Source organism: Pelomonas sp. BJYL3, from assembly GCF_027257975.1.
Classification (GTDB): Bacteria; Pseudomonadota; Gammaproteobacteria; order Burkholderiales; family Burkholderiaceae_C; genus Roseateles_B; species Roseateles_B flavus.
The window spans coordinates 1-16875 of record NZ_JANZKX010000001.1 but is presented as its reverse complement, the minus strand read 5'-3'; the positions used below and the strand labels follow the sequence as shown (position 1 = coordinate 16875).

The following is a 16875-nucleotide window of genomic DNA, read 5'->3' as shown; positions in this document are numbered from 1 at the left end:
CGCGGGAACCTGCGAGAGGAGCCGCCATGTCCGAGACCCATACCGTCCATCTTCAGCGCATCCTGCGTGCGCCTCCCGAGCGGGTCTACCGCGCCTTCCTGGAGGCCGGTGCGCTGTGCAAGTGGCTGCCGCCGCATGGCTTCACCTGCACGGTCCATGAGCTGGATGCGCGGGTCGGCGGCCGCTTTCGCATGTCCTTCACGAACTTCGGAAGCGGCAACAGCCACAGCTTCCATGGCGAGTACCTGGAGCTGGTGCCGTCCTCGCTGATCCGCCACACGGACCAGTTCGAGGACCCGAACCTGCCTGGTGTGCTGACGGTCACCATCCGGCTGCGTCAGGTCTTCTGCGGCACCGAGCTGGAGGTGGTGCAGGAAGGCATTCCCGCCGTGATTCCCAAGGAAGCCTGCCTGATGGGCTGGCAGGAGTCCCTGCTGCTGCTGGCGCAGCTGGTGGAACCTGACATCCCGGGCTGAGGCCGGAGCCCCGCGCGACCGTGGCCACCGTGAAGACCCGGTGGCCGGCGGCCCGTCGACCGTCTACAAAGGCGGCTTCCCAGTCCGGAGACTGACATGCCCTACCTGCTCCATGGATTGACTGCGCGATGGCTCCTGATCCTGGCAGCCACTGCCTGGCTGCAGGCCTGCCAGCCCGCGGGCCAGGCGCCGGCCACCGCCCCCGGCGCCGACAAGCCGGCGGCTGCCGCTTCCGGAGCCGTGCAGCCCAGCCTGGCCAGCTATCACGACGCCAGCGGCGAGGACGCGCTGACCGGCGGCGTCCGGCTCATCCCCATCACGACGCCCAAGGGCACGTTCAAGGTCTGGACCAAGCGGGTGGGGCACAACCCGCGCATCAAGGTGCTGCTGCTGCACGGCGGCCCCGGCGCCACGCACGAGTACTTCGAGGCCTTCGACAGCTACTTCCCCGGCGAGGGCATCGAGTACTACTACTACGACCAGCTCGGCTCCGCCTACAGCGACCAGCCCAAGGACGGCAGCCTGTGGGAGCTGGACCGCTTCGTGGATGAGGTCGAGCAGGTCCGCCAGGCCCTGAAGCTGGACAAGGACAACTTCTACCTGCTGGGCCACTCCTGGGGCGGCATGCTGGCCATCGAGTACGCGCTGAAGTACCAGCAGCACCTCAAGGGCCTGGTGATCTCCAACATGATGGCCAGCATTCCCGAGTACGTGCGCTACGCCGAGACCACGCTGATGCCCGCCATGGACCCGCAGGCCCTCAAGGAGATCCTCAAGCTGGAGGCGAAGAAGGACTACGACAACCCGCGCTACATGGCACTGCTGATCCCTCACTACTACGTGCACCACATCCTGCGCATGCCGCCGGACCAGTGGCCGGATCCGGTGAAGCGGGGCTTCGACAAGACCAACCGCGAGGTCTATGTGCCCATGCAGGGGCCCAGCGAGATGAGCTCCAGCGGCAAGCTGGCCCAGTGGGACCGGATGGCGGACCTCGGCAAGATCACCGTCCCCACCCTGACCATCGGCGGCCAGTACGACACCATGGATCCCAAGCACATGGAGAAGATGGCCTCGCTGATGCCCAAGGGCCGCTACCTGCATTGCGCCCAGGGCTCGCACATGTCGATGTACGACGACCAGAAGACCTGGTTCCAGGGCCTGGTCCGCTTCATCAAGGACGTGGACCAGGGCGCGAAATGACGATCGTGAGCATGCCATGAAGGTACTGGCCGTTGCCGGCAGCCTGCGCCGGGCCTCGATCAACGCAGCCTTCTGCCGTGCGCTGGCGCAGCTGGGGCCGCAGCAGGTCCACGTCAGCGAGCATGCGGGGCGCCTGCCGCTGTTCAATCCGGACCTCGAAAGCGAGCCGCCGGCCGCCGTGCAGGCGTGGCGTGCGGCGGTGCAGGCGGCGGATGTGCTGCTGATCGCCAGCCCGGAGTACGCCCACGGCATCTCCGGCGTGATGAAGAACGCCCTGGACTGGCTTGTGAGCTTCGAGGGCTTCGTGGACAAGCCGGTCGCGCTGGTCAACACCTCGCCCCGCGCCCACCATGCCTTCGAGAGCCTGCAGGAGGTGCTGCGCACCATGAATGCGCGGCTGCTGCGCCGGTCCAGCCTCAGCCTGCCCCTGCTGGGCGCCTGCGTGACGGAAGCCGCCATGCTGGCCGATGCCCCGCTGCGAGCCTCGATGAGGGGTCTGCTGGCCACCCTGCAGGCCGAGCTGGCCGGCGGGGCGGATGCCGGCCCCAGCGTACAGTGGTGAGCCACCCCACCGGAGCTGCTGCCATGCCTGCCCTGCCAAGAAGACGCTGCCTGCTCGGCCTTTCGTCCGCCGCCCTGGCGCTGCTGCTGCCGCCGGCGGTGCGCGCCCAGGCGGGCACGGGCTGGCTGCTGCTGGGCCTGGGCACCGCGGCCGAGCGGCCCTACCGGTCCTGCGCCCTGGGCTTGCGCGGCGTGCCGGCGCAGGGGAGTGCAAAGGCGGCGCAGGTCCTGCAGTACCCGTCAGAACCGGGCTGGGGAGGCAAGACCTGGCCCTGGCGCACGCCCCAGTCCCAGGGCGAGCTGCTGCTGCTGGCCTTGCCTGCGGGGGACTACGAAATCGAGGACTTCGAGCTGGTCCAGCAGGCCGGTGAGACCGCCCGTGTGGACCGCTCGTTGCGCCCGCTGCAGGTCCGCTTGCGCATCCAGGAGGGGGACATCGTCTACGCCGGCCACTACGAGGCGCTGGATCGCGGCATCAGCGCGTCCAGGGAAGGACCTCAGGGCGTGCTGGTGCTGAACGACCGCAGCCTGGCTGCGAAGGCCCAGCTGGCAACGGAAGAGATCCCGGCCCTGCGCGGAGCCACCTGGCGGCGCCAACTGCCGGACCCGGCGCGGCTCAAACATCCGCAGCTGCTGCTCTCGGCAGGCGAGCGCTGAGCGCGGTGGCAGGACAGGAGACACCCCATGGCCTTGCGCATCGTCAGGCTGGGCAGCCCCCGGGCGCCCGATGAAGGGCTTCGCATCGGCACCGTGCGGCGACCGCCGCGGGGCGTGCCCAAGAGTGAGTTCGCCTCCGGCAACTGGTACGACGTCTGGTACCCCAATCTGGCCCCCTCGGTCGAGACCATGAAGCTGGGCCAGGCGGCCGAGACGCCCGCGCAATGGGCGCAGTTCATGCGCAGGTACAGGGCCGAGATGGCCGAGCCCGGGGCCGAGCGCAGCCTGCAGCTGCTGGCCGCGCTGTCGCAGCACAGTGCCTTCTCCATGGGCTGCTACTGTGAGGACGAGGCCCGCTGCCACCGCTCGGTGCTGCGCGAGCTGATGCGTCAACACGGCGCGGCCCTCGTCGAGGGCTAGCGCATCCGCGGGGCAGGGCTCGCGCGTTCAGAGGTAGTTCTCGAAGCCCGCCAGCATCTGGCTGGGCGTGAACTCCAGCAACTCGTAGCGGGCGACGCCGGCCCTGTGGAAAGGGTCCTGCTCCAGGATCTCGGTGACCAGTGCCCGCGGATGCTCGCGGATCAGGATGACGCCTCCGGTGCGCGGCTCCAGCCGGCCCGAGGCCACGAAGACGCCCGCGGCGTACTGCTGATCCAGGTAGGCGCGATGGGCATTGATCAGCGCATCCACTTCCTCCAGCGGGCGGATGTAGCTCAGCAGGGCGATGTACATGGCGGTCTCGGGCTAAGGGCGGGAAGGGGTGGCCGGCGCGCGCAGGTCCTGCAGCCAGTCGCCTGCGGCCTGGGCCTCGGCTTCATGCGCCGGATCGCGCCAGGGCTCCAGCAGGGCGGCCTGGTACCAGTCCTGCAGCGGCGGCAGGTCCAGCAGGCGCTGGGCGTAGGCCTGGGCGGTGGGAGACAGAGGCGGGCTGTAGCTCTGCACCCGCAGGGCCACCGGCGCGAAGAAGGCGTCAACCGCGGTGAAGACCGGGCCCGCGAGAAAGGGGCCGCCGAAGCGCTGCAGGCCTTCGCACCACAGGGCATCCATGCGGGCCCACTCGGCGAGCAGGGCAGGGCTCCAGTCCCGCACCTTCACGCGCAGGCCGCAGTTCATGGTGCAGACGTCGCGGATGCGGCCAAAGCCCGCATGCATCTCGGCGCAGGCGCTGCGGGCCCAGGCGCGGGCGGCACGGTCTCCCGGCCAGGCGCCCGGGGCCAGCTCGGCGATGTATTCCACGATGGCCAGGGAGTCCCAGACCACCAGATCGCCGTCTTCCAGGCAAGGCACCCGGCCATTGGGCGTGCGGCCCGCATAGGCCAGGCCGCCGGTGGAGGTGGCAAAGGGCAGCAGGCGTTCCTCGAAGGGCAGGCCCAGCATCTGCAGCAGCAGCCATGGGCGCAAGGACCAGGAGGAGTAGTTCTTGTTGGCAATGGTGAGGCGCATGCCTCAGTTTCTCATGTCCATGAACCCCGGGGCGCTCCAGGAGGGCTGCAGGAGGCCTGCCCGGGACGCGTCGGGGAACGGGGTATCGAGGCTTGTCGCGGCATTGTCGGAAGAAAACTTAAGCACAAGAGTCCAGCGAATGACAAAAGTAATGAGGCGAATGGTAATGAAATAATTTGTAATAGACGTGGAGATTGATTTTTGTGCCTAACAAAAGATCAAATCCGAGTCAATTAATTTACTGAGAATATTGATGGCAATACGAATGTCTTACAGGGTGTGGTGCTAAGTGTTTACCCTTGGCTTGATGGTCTGGGGGTGGAGGTCATAATTCCGCCTTTGAGCGGGGGTACGCTGCGGGCTGCTTTCCCGTCAAAGATGCGGCTGGGTTTGCCTGGGCAATTCATGCGCATCTCGGGGAGGTGGAGGGCGATGGGTCTTCTGTTTCGGGCCGGTATTGATTTGGCCTGTCTCTTGCCATCAGCGGATGGCAGCCTTATTGCGCAGCGTTGATTCCAAGAATAAAGCGGGTGGTATGAAATCCAAATCCTTGGCAGGCGGTCGCATTGATCATGTGGCCATCGCAGTCCACGATCTTGATGCGGCGATCAGTCTTTATCGAGATGTGTTCGGCTTCCATCTCATGGCGGAACGTGTGACCCGTGGCCAGTACTCCGGCATGCGCTCGGCAGAAATGGACGCCGGCGGCTTTTCCATCGTGCTGCTGCAGAGCAATGCAGAAAATTCGCAGGTGAGCCGTTATCTTTCCGAATATGGCCCCGGCGTTCAGCATATTGCCATCGAGGTGGACGACGTTGCCCGTGCCTCCGAGGCCTTGGCGAAGAATGGCATGAAATTCTCCACCAGCGTTATTCGCGGTGAAGGGCTCGTCCAGATATTCACTTCGCGTGATGCAAATTCGGGGATGATGTTTGAATTCATCTCCCGCGTTTCCGGTGCTCAGGGTTTTGAACAGGGTAATGTTCAGCAGCTTTTCGAGCAGCTCGAGGAAAGCGGCGCCTACTGAGGTGTCTCGGCGGCGCGCGAGCGCCGGCTGAGCGCGGGCCGGGCGCCCTCTGAGGGCGGGCCGCCGGCGCCGCCAGGGCGATGGGCGGCTGGCAGGGTCTTGCGAAGACCGTGCCGGGTTATTTCTTCATCCCAATTGAATTTCAAACTCCACCTGGCTGGGGTTGATGCACAGCTATGGGCGCCTCACGAGGGGGCCCTGGAGGGTACGCATGAAGACGATCGTGGAGCGGCTGCGCCAGCATGCCCAATCGCAACCTGACGCCGTGGCATTCCGGTTCCTCTCCGACATGTCCACCGAGCCGCAGGTGCTCAGCTACGCAGGGCTCTGGGACGAGGCGCAGCGCCTCGCCGGTTTTCTGCAGGAGCGAGGTCCCGCCGGAAGCCGGGCATTGCTGCTGTTCCCGCCGGGCCTGGACTATGTGCGTGCGTTCTTCGCCTGCCTGATGGCGCGCTGGGTGGCCGTGCCGCTCTATCTGCCGCGCCGCGGCATCAAGCAGGAGCGCATCGACAAGGTGGCCCAGAGCTGCGATGCAAGGCTGGCGCTGACCACCCTTGCCGAACTCGACTGGCTGAGCAGCCCCGAGACCATCGGGCCGCTGGCGTCGCGCCTGCAGTTCCACGCGGTGGACCAGGACTTGCTGGCCGGCGCCGGCCCCGTGACACAGGCCGGGCCCGCACTCACGGACCTGGCCTTTCTGCAATACACCTCCGGCTCGACCGGCATGCCCAAGGGCGTGATGATCTCGCACGCCAACATCATGGGCAATGTCGAGCATCTCTCCCTGATGTCCACCGGCAACCCGGCAGACCGCTTCGTCAACTGGCTGCCGCTGTTCCATGACCTCGGGCTGGTCACGACCGTGCTGTGGCCCGCCGCCATGGGGGCGGAATCCACCCTGATGGCGCCGGCAGCCTTTGTGCGCGATCCGGAGATGTGGCTGCGCGCCATCACCGAGTACCGCGGCACCATGTGCGGTGCGCCCAACTTCGCTTACCAGCTGTGCGTGGACAAGATCCGGCCGGAGCGTCTGGCGGGCCTGGATCTCTCCAGCTGGCGGGTGGCCTACAACGCCGCTGAGCCGGTGCGGGCGTCGACGCTGGAGCAGTTCGCCCGCCATTTCGCGGCGAGCGGATTCCGGTCCACGGCCTTCTACCCGAGCTACGGCATGGCCGAAGCCACCGTGTTCATCAGCGGCGGCGACGCGGCGGCCGAGCCCATCACGCAGTGCGCGGACCGCTTCGCCCTGGCCGATCGCCAGCTGAGCCTGCTGCCGCCCGATTCGCCGCGGGCGACGCAGATCGTGGCCTGCGGTGCAGCGCTGGGACCGCACGACCTTCGCATCGTCGACCCCGACAGCCGCAAAGCCCTGCCGGAAGGCCAGGTGGGCGAGATCTGGTTCGCCGGGCCCAGCGTGTCCGGCGGCTATTGGGAGATGCCGGAGCTCTCGCTGGCCACCTTCGGCCAGGCCATCGTCGACGAGCCGGACAACGCCCATCGCTACCTGCGGACCGGGGACCTGGGCGTGATGCACCAGGGCCAGGTGTACATCACGGGGCGCATCAAGGATCTGGTCATCGTGCATGGCCGCAACCTGTACCCGCAGGACATCGAGCTGAGCGCAGCGCGCGCGCATGAAGCCGTGCGCGAGGGCCATGTGGCGGCCTTCGCGCAGGCCGGCGAGGAGGGCGAACAGCTGGTCGTGGTGGCCGAGATCGAGCGTGCCCATTTCCGCAGCATGGACGCACAGGCCGTCATCGACGCCATCCGGTCGGCCGTGATGGAGCAGTACGAGGCGGTGGTGAATCGCGTCGTGCTGGTCAAGCCCTACAAGGTGCCTATGACGTCCAGCGGCAAGATCCAGCGCCGCCAGGCGCGGGCGATGCTGCAGGACGGCACGCTTGAGATCCTGGCCGACACCGGCGTGCTGCACGAGGCCGCGGTGAGTGGCCGGGCGCCTGACTCGGCCACGGAGCGCGCCCTGGCTGCCATCTGGTGCGCGGCCCTGAACCGCAGCCAGGTGTCCGCGCAGGACCATTTCCTGGCGCTGGGAGGCGATTCGCTGTCGGCCGCGGAAGTAGTGGCGGCCATCGGGCGCCAGTACGGGCTGCCCGACCTGCAGGTCGCCCAGTTGTTCGAGACGCCTCGCCTGGAAGACATGGCCCGCTGGATCGATGCCCGGCAGCAGGCCCGTCCGGCGGTGCAGGCAGCCCCGAAGCGGACGGTCACCGTATGAGCTCCTACGGTATGAGCCCCTACGAATTGCTGGACCTGCTTCGTGCCCGCGGTGCGGAGCTCGGGCTGGACGGCGCCGACCTCTCCATCCACGCCACGGACGACGTGCTGGAGGCGCTGCTGCCGCTGGTGCGCCAGCACAAGGCGGAGCTGGTGCGCCTGCTGTCGCCCAAGCAGGCGCCCTATCGCTGGCGGGTCTCGCCGGCGCAGGCCCGCATGCTGCTGCTGGAGGAGCTTGCCGAGGGCCGGTCCTACTACAACATTCCGGCGGCGCTCCGCCTGTGCGGCCCGCTGGACGTGCAGGCCTTGCGGCGCGGGCTGGACTGGGTGGTGTCCGCCCATGACATCCTGCGCACCCGCTACCTGCGGGGCGAGCAGGGCATCGAGCAATGCGTCGACGCCCCCGGCCCCGTGCAGTGGGAAAGCCGGGACCTCACACAGGCGGGCGCCGAACCCGCCGCGCTGGAGGCCCTGCTGGCCGCCCATGCCGACCATCGCTTCCAGCTCGCCGATGAATGGCCGCTGCGGGCCCTGCTGGTGAAACTGGCCGATGGCGAGCATGTGCTGGCCCTGACGCTCCACCACATCGCCGCTGACGGCCTCAGTGCGCGACGGCTCTATCGGGACCTGGAACAGGCCTATGCCCATGCCCTCGGGCAGGGCCAGGCACCGCAGCGTCCCGCGCTGCAATACGCGGACCTCATGGAGCACCAGGAGCGGCTCGGTGCCGCGAGCCGCAGCGCAGACCTGGCCTACTGGACCGAGCTCCTGCACGAGGCGCCGCAGCTGCACGGGCTGATGCCGGACATGCCCAGGGCACCCGTGCGCGACGTGGCCGGCGCGGTGCATCGCGAGGCGCTGCCGGAAGGGCTCGCTGCCGCCGTCCACCAGTTTGCCCTGAAGCGGGGCGTGACGCCGTTCACCGTGTACCAGGCCGTGTTCGCCGCCACGCTCGCGCGGCACGGTGGCGAGGATGACGTGGTGTTCGGTGTGGCCGCCGCCAACCGGCTGCACCCCGAGGCGGCCCAGGCCATCGGCCTGTTCGTCAACACCCTGGCCCTGCGCTTCCAGCTGGGGCCGGACAGCACGCTGTCCAGCCTGCTGGAGGTGTCACAGCGCCTGTCCGTCGCCGGACTGCGGCACCAGGCCTTGCCCTTTGACGCCCTGGTGGAGGCCTTGAATCCGGGCCGGTCTGCCGCCTACAACCCGCTGCTGCAGATCATGCTCACGCAGCAGGACGGCGATCCCCAGGCGCTGCGTCTGCAGGGCCTGAGCGTGCGCCCCATCATCCAGTCGCAGCCGGTGGCCAAGTTCGACATCGCCCTGCACCTGCACATGCATGGCGATGACACGGTGCTGGCGTGGGAGTACGCGTCGGCGCTGTTCCTGCCCGCCACCATCGAGGCCCTCAGCCACAGCTTCGTGCGCCTCCTGCAAGGCGGCCTGGCAGAACCCGAGCGGCCGCTGGCCAGCTTCGCCGTGGTGCCGGTGGCGCCTGCGTCTGGCGGTCCGGCCGAAGCCGCCGCGCGTGTGCAAGACAGCGAGGGTGGCGCCCCGTTGCCCACGGCCATCGAGGCCTTCGCCGCGCTGGTGCGCAGCCAGCCTGATGCCCTGGCGGTGTCCGACGAGGGGCAGCGTGTCAGCTACGCGCAGCTGGACGAACTCAGCAGCGCCTACGCCGCGCACCTGGCCCGGCTCGGCGTGGGGGACGGCAGCGTGGTGGCCGTCGGGCTGGCCCGCTCGGTGCACTGGGTCGCATCGCTGCTGGCTCTGTTCAAGCTGGGCGCCGCCTACCTGCCCATCGATCCGCGCTATCCCGCCGAACGGATCGGGACCATGCTGCGGACCTCGCAGGCGCGCGGCGTGCTGCTGAGCGAAGCGCAGGCCGAGTCCTTCCCGCCGGCGCCCGGCGTGGCGCGGTGGTGGGTGGAGTCCCTGGGCACGGAAGGGCAGGCGCCCCTCGCACCGCTGACCCCAGATCCGCAGCGCGTGGCCTACGTGCTCTTCACCTCGGGCTCCACGGGCGAGCCCAAGGGCGTGGAGGTCACGCAGCTCAACCTGGCGCATTCACTGCGGGCGAACCGCGAGGTGACCTGCTTCGGCCCGGCCGACAGCATGCCGACCATCGGCTCGCAGGCCTTCGGCGCCTCGCTGCTGGAACTGCTGCTGCCCTTGACCAGCGGCGGCTCGGTCAAGATCGTCCGGGGCGAAGACGTGGCCGACATCGACCGCCTGGCGGCCTTGAGCTCCGACGTGACGGTGCTGCATGCCGTGCCCAGCCTGGCCCAGCGCTGGCTGGACGCCGCCATGGCCCTGGGGCCTGGCTCCCATGCCCCCCTGCGCCTGATGCTGGTCGGTGGCGAGCCCGTGACCGGCACCCTGCTGCGCAAGATCAGGCGCTGGCGTCCGGAGCTCCGTGTGCTGGCCCTGTACGGGATGACCGAGTCCACCATCGTCTGCGCCAGCCACGAACCGCAGCCTGAAGACGACGAGCAGCGCTGCATGCTCGGCCGCCCCTATCGCCATGCCCGCTTCCACGTGCTGGGCCCGGGCGGGCAGGAGCAGCCGGCAGGCGCGCCAGGCGAGCTCTACATCGGCGGAGCCAGCATCGCCAAGGGCTACCTGAACCGCCCCGAGCTGACCGCCGAGCGCTTTGTGCCGGATCACCTGCGCGGCTCGGGCCGCCTGTATCGCACCGGCGACCGGGTCCGGCGGCTGGCCGATGGACGCTTCGAGTTCCTGGGGCGGACCGACCACCAGATCAAGCTGCGCGGCGTGCGCATCGAGCTGGGCGAGATCGAGGCCCTGGCCCAGTCCGTGGACGGCGTCAGCCAGGCGGCCGCCTGGGTGCCGTCGCTGCCGGGCGACGAAGAGGCCACGCTGACCCTGTACTACGTGACGGCGCCGCAGCATCCCGAGCAGGCCCTGCTGGAGGCCGCCCTGCATGCCACCTTCCGCACCCATCTGCCGGAACCCATGAGACCGGCCGTGCTGATGCGCCTGGACCGCCTGCCGCAAAGCCCGAACGGCAAGGTCGACCGGCGGCGCCTGCCGGCACCGCGCCTGAGCGACGCCATGGTGGCCCCGGCGACCGAGACCGAGCGCCAGCTGCTGGCCCTGTGCCAGACCGTGCTGCGCCGCGAGGACTTCGGCGTGACGGCCAACTTCTTCGAGGTCGGTGGCAACTCGCTGCAGGCCTCGCGTCTGGTGACGCAGATCCGCGAAGGCTTTGGCGTGGACTTTCCGATCGCCCGGTTCTACGGCAACTCGTCCGTGCGGGCCTGTGCCGCGGTGATCGAGGCCGCTGTGATGCAACGCATGGCGCAGTCGCTGACCCAGCCTGCGCCGACGGAAGACGACGATCTTGAGGAGGTGATGCTATGAGTGCAGGGCCCATGCAGCAGGCCCTGGCGGCCGAGCTCCCGCCCTCTGCGCCGACCCCGCCGGCGAGTGAGGCGACCGACTTCTCCGGCGGGCTGTCCGTGGGGCGGATGCTCTTCCGGCAGGCGCCGGCCAGGCTGGTCCTGGGCATCGCGCTGGGCGCCCTGGCCGGAGCGCTGTACAGCGCGGCGGTGCCCATGATCATGAAGGGCCTGGGCAGCCAGGGCGCGGGCGAGGCGGGCGGATCGTCCGGCGCGTGGCTGTTCTTCGGCCTGTGCTCGCTGATCATGCTGACCAAGGCCGGCTCGGTGATCCTGATCAACCACATTGCCAAGTCGGCCGCCGCGGACCTGCGCGTGTCGATCACCTCGCATGTGAACCGCCTGGAGGTCGATGCGCTGGAGGCGGTCGGCTTCGCCAAGCTGATCAATGTGGTGGTCGACGACGTGAACCGGATCGCCAACGCCGCGGCGGCGATCCCGATGATCATGGTCTCGGCCGTCACCGTGATGGGCATGCTGGCCTACCTGGCCTATCTCAACCTCACGGTGCTGGGGATGGTGCTGCTGGCCATCTTCGTGGGCGTCGTGGCCTTCCAGCTGCCGCTGGGCATTTCGGAGCGCTTCTACCGGCGTTCCACCCAGCTGCGCGACGTGACGCTGGAGGGCGTGCGGGGCGTCATCCTCGGGGCCTACGAACTGCGGCTGGACCGCCCCAAGTCCCGACGCTTCATGGACGAAGAGGTCGTCCAGAGTCAGCAGGCCGCCGTTCGCTGGGAAAAGCATGGCGATGCCCTGCTGCATTCGGCCGGCGTGTTCAGCGACCTGCTGGCCTTCTTCGTGATCGGGCTGACCGTGTTCGTGCTGCCGCGCCTGCTGAGCCTGCCGACAGACACCGTGTCCGGGACCGTCATGGTGCTGCTGTGCATTGCCGCGCCGGTCGGCAACATCCTGGCCATGCTGCCGCAGCTGCAGGCCGGCAAGATCTCGGCGGAGCGCGTGACCGAGCTGTTCCGTCGTCTGGCCGATGTGCGCGAGGAGCAGACCGCTGCCTCGCATGAGCCGTGGCAGCACCTGACGGTGCGCGGCCTGCGCTATCACTACGTCATCGCGGAGGACGGCGGCTCCGAGAAGGCCTTCTCGGTCGGCCCCATCGACCTGGACCTGGAGCGCGGCAAGGTCTATTTCCTGGTGGGCGGCAATGGATCGGGCAAGACCACGCTGTCCAAGCTGCTGACGCTGCACTACCGCCCGCAGGACGGTCAGCTGGCCTTTGATGGCACCGTGGTCCATGACGGCAACCGGCAGTCGCTGCGCCGTCGGATCTCGGCGATCTATTCCAACTACTACCTGTTCCGCAAGCTCTATGTGGCGACGCCGGTCGACACCCAGGAAGTGGACCGGCTGATCACCATGCTGGGCCTGCAGGGCAAGACCCAGTACCGCGACGGCGAGTTCACCGCGACCAAGCTCTCCGACGGCCAGCGGCGGCGTCTGGCCCTGCTGGTCGCCCTGCTGCAGGACCGGGACATGTACGTCTTCGATGAATGGGCCGCCGACCAGGACCCCGAGTTCAAGCGCGCCTTCTACGAAGTGATCCTTCCGGAGCTGAGCAGGCGGAACAAGCTGGTGCTGGCGATCACGCACGACGACCGCTATTTCCACTGCGCGGATGCCGTCATCAAGATGGAAGGCGGCCAGCGCGTCAGCGCCGACATCGCCGACTCCGGGCATTCGTCCCGAGGCGGTGCGGGCAGCGCTCCTTCCGCCGTCCAGAGCCCAGCGCGCCAGGCCCCGCAAGCGGCCTGACGGCATCCCTCCCGGCCACGGGAGCTGCGCGGGGCAGGCCACGCCGCCTGCTGCCTTGCGGCGTCCACGGCTTGTCACAACCAACGAACGCAATGATGAAACTCAACACAGTCCCTGGATTCAAGATGGCGCGCTGGCTGGCCGCAGTGGCCGCCGCAATGGCGCTCGCTGCTTGCGGCGGCGGCTCTGACTCGCAGCAGGCGCCTGTGCGCCTGGAGGCTGACAAGCTGCTGGGCGGCTGGCGTACCGAGACGCCGGGTGAGGTGGAGTATGAGTTCTCCCCCTCCAGCATCAATGCCAGCGCGGAGCTGGAAGCGGTGAAGACCGGCCGCATCGTCGTGGGCGGCGAGGTCCAGGCACGCTTCCATTGGTCGGTGAACAGCAATGGCGAGGCCATGCTGACCAAGGTGGACCCCATCTGCAATCTGCCCGACCTGCGCCAATGTCCGGCAGTGGGGACGGAGCGGATCAAGGTGGCGCTGCGGGTCGGTCCCCAGGACTACGCCTGGACCATCGAGTCGACGCCGGCAGGAGCGAGTGCGCCGTCGACGCGCGAGCTGAACTTCCGCCCCGCCACGCTGAGCCGCTCGACGGTGCCCGGCGGGCGCTTCCTGATGACCAAGGCCGCGCAGTTCTCCTACGCGAATCCCGCGGGAAGTGACGGCCAGTTCATGCAGATGGGCCTGCTCGACACCAGCGTGCCCCACGTGCTGACCATCCCGCTGCCGCCCACGCCCATGCGTGCCATGCCCGTGCTGACGGGCAAGGACGAGGCGGTGGACACGCAGCTGACCGTGCCCCATCCGGTGACCGGTGAGCCGGTCACCGTGAAGGTGAAGGAGTGGCTGGAGAACGCGGTGCTCATGGCCGGCGCATCCAACAACCTCCTGGTGAGCTACGAGCTGCACCGCAAGGTGGACCTGCCGGCCGGCATGGACCGGGCCGCGCTGGGCGTCGACGTGTACGAGAAGCCGCACAGGGCCACCAGCGCCTTCTCCATCGTGAACCAGTTCGTCCGCGGACCCGAGGTGAAGGCGGGTGACCGCTTCTTCGGAACCTTCCCCGGCGCCTTCGATGCGCAGTTCACCATCGACGGCATCGGCAACACCCTGGAGTTCAGCTCGGCGACTCGCGGGGTGATGAAGTATGTCGATGTCATCCAGGGCCGCCACAGCGAGTCCCGCGGCTTCAGCTGGTCGCGCGACGACAGCGGCGCGATCGCCCTTGAGCTGGACGACATGCCGGGACGGGTGTCCAAGTACCGCCTGCGCTTCGTCAAGGAGATCAAGGGCGGCTACAGCGCCGTGCTCAGCTTCACCGCACGGGATGGTTCCGATCTGGACCTCATGACCGACATCATCCGTGATGCCAAGCCTGTGCTGGACCCCAAGACCTTCCCCGGCAGCTACTACATGCCCAGCGTGGATGGCGTCAGCCTGGTCAAGGTCAACTTCCGCCCCGATGGAAGCCTGGACGGTGGCACGGTCGGCGGTCACTGGTTCATCGACACCGATGGCGAGCTGGTCAGCTTCGAGTGCATTTCCAAGCAGGGCGTCTCCGAGCCGAGCTTCCAGGTCTGTCACGACGCCTTCACCGACCCGGCCAAGCTGGACACCTACCGCTTCGCCCACGTCCGCCGGCTGCGCTTCGTCTGGGGCGAGGGTGCGAACTATCAGGTCAAGTACAGCGCCGTGATCTACGGCGAAGACGCCGGCATCGTGGGACGCGATTACTACGGCATCAACTGGACCTATCGCATCCGCAAGGCCGGAGCGAACTGAGGGCGGCCGCGGGCGGGAGCGATCCCGGCCCGCGCCACGCCAGCAATGAACGCGGCGGCGCCCCCCGCGGGGGAGCGCCGCGCGCGACGCGCATGCCGCCGGTGAGCACTCAGCACCGGCGGCAGCGCCTTGTCATCAGGCCGCGATGCCGGGCTGGCAGCCTGTGCACAGGGGCCGCACATGGGTGATACGTCTGGGACAACCCAGCATCAGGAGCAGAGGGAATGGACACATCGTGGATCAGCTTTCTTGGCCGCTGCGAGCAGCTCGGGATCCGCTTCCAGCTGGAGCAGGGGCAGCTCAAGACGAGTGCGCCGCGTGGTGTCCTGCAGGGCGAGCTGCTGGCTGAACTGAGGGAGCGCAAGGCGCAGATCAAGTCCTGGCTGGAGAGGCTGGCCTCCGACGGCGCCTCGTCGTCATCGGACTTCACGGGGATTGAGGCGCAGCTGAGGCCTGTGGTGGCCACCGGCGAGGCCGCACCGCTGTCCTTTGGCCAGGAGGCGCTCTGGCTGGCCTACGAGGCACAGCGCCGGCACCCCGGCTTGCACTTCTGCGCACGCATCGAATGCGCTGGCGCTCTGGATGAGCAGGCCCTGGAGACGGCGCTGCGCGCCTTGTGCGCACGGCACCAGGTGCTGGAGTCGTCGATGGAGGTCAGCGCGACGGGCCTCGTGCAGCGGGCCGGCCAGACCCCCTTCAAGGCCCTGGCCCGCCTCAGCACGCAGGGTCAGGAAGCCGTGCTGCGCGACGCTGCGCTGCAAGGCTTGCGTGAGCAGGTCTTCCTCGCTCCCTTTGACCTGGCGAAGGACTGCAAGCTGCGAGGCGCGCTGGTCCGCCTGGACGCGCAGACCCATGAGCTCTGGCTGGCCTTCCACCATGCGGCGAGCGACGGCTGGTCGCTGGGCGTCTTCGTGCAGGAGCTGCGGCGGCTCTATGAGCTGGCCCACGCCGGGCACAGCGCCGTGCTGGAGCCCTTGCCCCTGCAGTACGCCGACTTCGCGGTCTGGGAGCGTTCCGAGCTGCACCAGGCACAGCGTGCCCAGGACCTGGCCTACTGGCAAGAGGCCCTGGCCGATGCGCCCGAGGTCCACGGCCTGCGCGTGAACCGCGAGCGGGCGCTGGGCTCGGAGGGTCAGGTCTTGACCTTCCAGCGCCTGCTGCCGGCTGAGCGGCTCGAGCAGGTGCGTGCCATGGCACGGCAGGCCGGCACGACGGAGTTCGTCGTCCTGCACACCTTGCTGGCGCTGGCCGTGGGCATGCACTCGAATGCGAGGGATGTGGTGATCGGCACACCGCTGGCCGTGCGCCCCTCGTCCCGGCTCGATGGGCTGGTGGGCTACTTCGTGAATCTGCTGCCCCTGCGGCTGCGGTTCGACCTGAAGAACAGCTTCATCCATGAGCTCAAGCTGGCGACTGCTGGCTTCCAGCAGGCGGTGGCTCATGCGGCGCTGCCCTTCGCCCAGATCGTGGAGCGCCTGATGCCGGCCCGCAGCGCCGGCATCGCGCCGCTGGTGCAGATCTGCCTGTCCTACCAGAACCAGGAGTTGCCGGCGTTCTCGCTGCGGGGCCTGGCCTGCCGCGCCACGCAGCTGGAGCAGGGCTTCAGCCAGTACGAGCTCGAACTGGACATCCGCGCCGCGGAGCAGGGCCTGGCGCTGAACTGGCGCTTTGCACATGGGCTTTTTGAGGCCGCCGTCGTGCATCGGCTGGCCGATACCTTCGAGCTGGCCCTCCAGACCTTGCTGGATCGACCCACTGACGCCATGGGGGCGCTGCGGTGGGTGAGCGCGGCCGAGCAGTCCCAGCTGCAGCGCTTCAACGCCACGACGCGGTCCTTCCCGCAGCACGTGCGCATCCACGAGCTCTTCGAGGCTCAGGCGCAGCGCGCGCCTGATGCGGTGGCCTTGCGCTTCGAGGGTCAGAGCCTGAGCTACCGCGAACTGGACGCGCAGTCCAACCGCGTGGCGCAGTACCTGGTGCAGTCGTGCGGCGTGCAGCGCAACGAGCTGGTGGGCCTGTGCATGGAGCGCTCGCTGGAGATGGTGGTGGGGCTGCTGGGCATCCTGAAGGCCGGTGCGGCCTATGTGCCGCTGGACCCGAGCTACCCGGCGCAGCGCCTGGCGCACATGGTGCAGGACTCCGGGGCGCGCAAGGTGCTGATGCAGCAGCGGCTGCTGGGGCAGGTGCCGGTGGCTGAGGACCAGGCGCTGTGCCTGGACACGCCGCAGGTGCAGGCGCAGCTGGCGGCTTGCGAGTCGACCCAGCCGGTGGTGGCGGGTGCCAGCAGCGAGGACCTGGCCTAT

General features: G+C 68.4%; 13 protein-coding genes. 11 read left to right on the top strand and 2 right to left on the bottom strand.

Going from position 1 to position 16875, the window contains the following annotated elements:
• Positions 1 to 26 precede the first annotated feature (26 nt).
• The 5 genes from O9Y01_RS00065 (at position 27) to O9Y01_RS00045 (ending at position 3317) form a co-directional block, all read left to right on the top strand.
• Positions 27 to 476 (top strand): SRPBCC family protein, encoded by a 450-nt coding sequence (locus O9Y01_RS00065; protein ID WP_269629457.1) that lies wholly within the window; start codon positions 27 to 29, stop codon positions 474 to 476.
• A 96-nt stretch (positions 477 to 572) separates the two neighbouring features.
• The gene (locus tag O9Y01_RS00060; protein WP_269629456.1) at positions 573 to 1679 is read left to right on the top strand and encodes a proline iminopeptidase-family hydrolase; all 1107 of its coding nucleotides are present in this window, start codon (positions 573 to 575) and stop codon (positions 1677 to 1679) included.
• A gap of 16 nt (positions 1680 to 1695) precedes the next feature.
• On the top strand, positions 1696 to 2241 hold the full coding sequence (locus tag O9Y01_RS00055) for an NADPH-dependent FMN reductase (RefSeq protein WP_269629454.1): 546 nt from the start codon (positions 1696 to 1698) through the stop codon (positions 2239 to 2241).
• 23 nt (positions 2242 to 2264) lie between these two features.
• On the top strand, positions 2265 to 2897 hold the full coding sequence (locus O9Y01_RS00050; protein WP_269629453.1) for a hypothetical protein: 633 nt from the start codon (positions 2265 to 2267) through the stop codon (positions 2895 to 2897).
• A gap of 27 nt (positions 2898 to 2924) precedes the next feature.
• Positions 2925 to 3317: a DUF488 domain-containing protein gene (locus O9Y01_RS00045; protein ID WP_269629452.1), complete on the top strand. Its 393-nt coding sequence runs from the start codon at positions 2925 to 2927 to the stop codon at positions 3315 to 3317.
• Positions 3318 to 3344: 27 nt separating this feature from the next.
• On the opposite strand, the gene O9Y01_RS00040 is transcribed toward O9Y01_RS00045, so the two are convergent.
• Entirely contained in the window at positions 3345 to 3629 is a 285-nt protein-coding gene (locus tag O9Y01_RS00040) for a YciI family protein (protein WP_269629451.1), read from the bottom strand.
• Between the two features lie 12 nt (positions 3630 to 3641).
• Positions 3642 to 4340 carry a glutathione S-transferase family protein gene (locus O9Y01_RS00035; RefSeq protein WP_269629450.1) on the bottom strand — a complete coding sequence of 233 codons (699 nt, stop codon included), beginning with the start codon at positions 4338 to 4340 and terminating at the stop codon, positions 3642 to 3644.
• Between the two features lie 535 nt (positions 4341 to 4875).
• Between O9Y01_RS00035 and O9Y01_RS00030 the strand changes: the two genes are divergently transcribed.
• The 6 genes from O9Y01_RS00030 to O9Y01_RS00005 form a co-directional block, all read left to right on the top strand.
• The gene (locus O9Y01_RS00030; protein WP_269629449.1) at positions 4876 to 5367 is read left to right on the top strand and encodes a VOC family protein; all 492 of its coding nucleotides are present in this window, start codon (positions 4876 to 4878) and stop codon (positions 5365 to 5367) included.
• A gap of 211 nt (positions 5368 to 5578) precedes the next feature.
• Positions 5579 to 7603 carry an AMP-binding protein gene (locus O9Y01_RS00025; protein WP_269629448.1) on the top strand — a complete coding sequence of 675 codons (2025 nt, stop codon included), beginning with the start codon at positions 5579 to 5581 and terminating at the stop codon, positions 7601 to 7603.
• Between the two features lie 11 nt (positions 7604 to 7614).
• Positions 7615 to 10986, top strand: coding sequence for a non-ribosomal peptide synthetase (locus tag O9Y01_RS00020; RefSeq protein WP_269629447.1), 3372 nt, complete (start codon positions 7615 to 7617; stop codon positions 10984 to 10986).
• On the top strand, positions 10983 to 12791 hold the full coding sequence (locus O9Y01_RS00015) for a cyclic peptide export ABC transporter (protein WP_269629446.1): 1809 nt from the start codon (positions 10983 to 10985) through the stop codon (positions 12789 to 12791). Before O9Y01_RS00020 ends, O9Y01_RS00015 begins: the two co-directional genes overlap by 4 nt.
• A gap of 95 nt (positions 12792 to 12886) precedes the next feature.
• Positions 12887 to 14572: a hypothetical protein gene (locus O9Y01_RS00010; protein WP_269629445.1), complete on the top strand. Its 1686-nt coding sequence runs from the start codon at positions 12887 to 12889 to the stop codon at positions 14570 to 14572.
• Between the two features lie 224 nt (positions 14573 to 14796).
• On the top strand, positions 14797 to 16875 hold a 2079-nt coding region (locus tag O9Y01_RS00005; protein WP_269629444.1), incomplete at its 3' end, for a condensation domain-containing protein.

What these genes read in the sequence shown, in the direction of transcription:
- O9Y01_RS00015 (WP_269629446.1), top strand. Translation starts at nt 10,983, where the DNA reads ATGAGTGCAGGGCCCATGCAGCAGGCCCTGGCGGCCGAGCTCCCGCCC.
- O9Y01_RS00065 (WP_269629457.1), top strand. Translation starts at nt 27, where the DNA reads ATGTCCGAGACCCATACCGTCCATCTTCAGCGCATCCTGCGTGCGCCT.
- O9Y01_RS00030 (WP_269629449.1), top strand. Translation starts at nt 4,876, where the DNA reads ATGAAATCCAAATCCTTGGCAGGCGGTCGCATTGATCATGTGGCCATC.
- O9Y01_RS00020 (WP_269629447.1), top strand. Translation starts at nt 7,615, where the DNA reads ATGAGCCCCTACGAATTGCTGGACCTGCTTCGTGCCCGCGGTGCGGAG.
- O9Y01_RS00060 (WP_269629456.1), top strand. Translation starts at nt 573, where the DNA reads ATGCCCTACCTGCTCCATGGATTGACTGCGCGATGGCTCCTGATCCTG.
- O9Y01_RS00035 (WP_269629450.1), bottom strand. Translation starts at nt 4,340, where the DNA reads ATGCGCCTCACCATTGCCAACAAGAACTACTCCTCCTGGTCCTTGCGC.
- O9Y01_RS00040 (WP_269629451.1), bottom strand. Translation starts at nt 3,629, where the DNA reads ATGTACATCGCCCTGCTGAGCTACATCCGCCCGCTGGAGGAAGTGGAT.
- O9Y01_RS00055 (WP_269629454.1), top strand. Translation starts at nt 1,696, where the DNA reads ATGAAGGTACTGGCCGTTGCCGGCAGCCTGCGCCGGGCCTCGATCAAC.
- O9Y01_RS00025 (WP_269629448.1), top strand. Translation starts at nt 5,579, where the DNA reads ATGAAGACGATCGTGGAGCGGCTGCGCCAGCATGCCCAATCGCAACCT.
- O9Y01_RS00045 (WP_269629452.1), top strand. Translation starts at nt 2,925, where the DNA reads ATGGCCTTGCGCATCGTCAGGCTGGGCAGCCCCCGGGCGCCCGATGAA.
- O9Y01_RS00050 (WP_269629453.1), top strand. Translation starts at nt 2,265, where the DNA reads ATGCCTGCCCTGCCAAGAAGACGCTGCCTGCTCGGCCTTTCGTCCGCC.
- O9Y01_RS00010 (WP_269629445.1), top strand. Translation starts at nt 12,887, where the DNA reads ATGAAACTCAACACAGTCCCTGGATTCAAGATGGCGCGCTGGCTGGCC.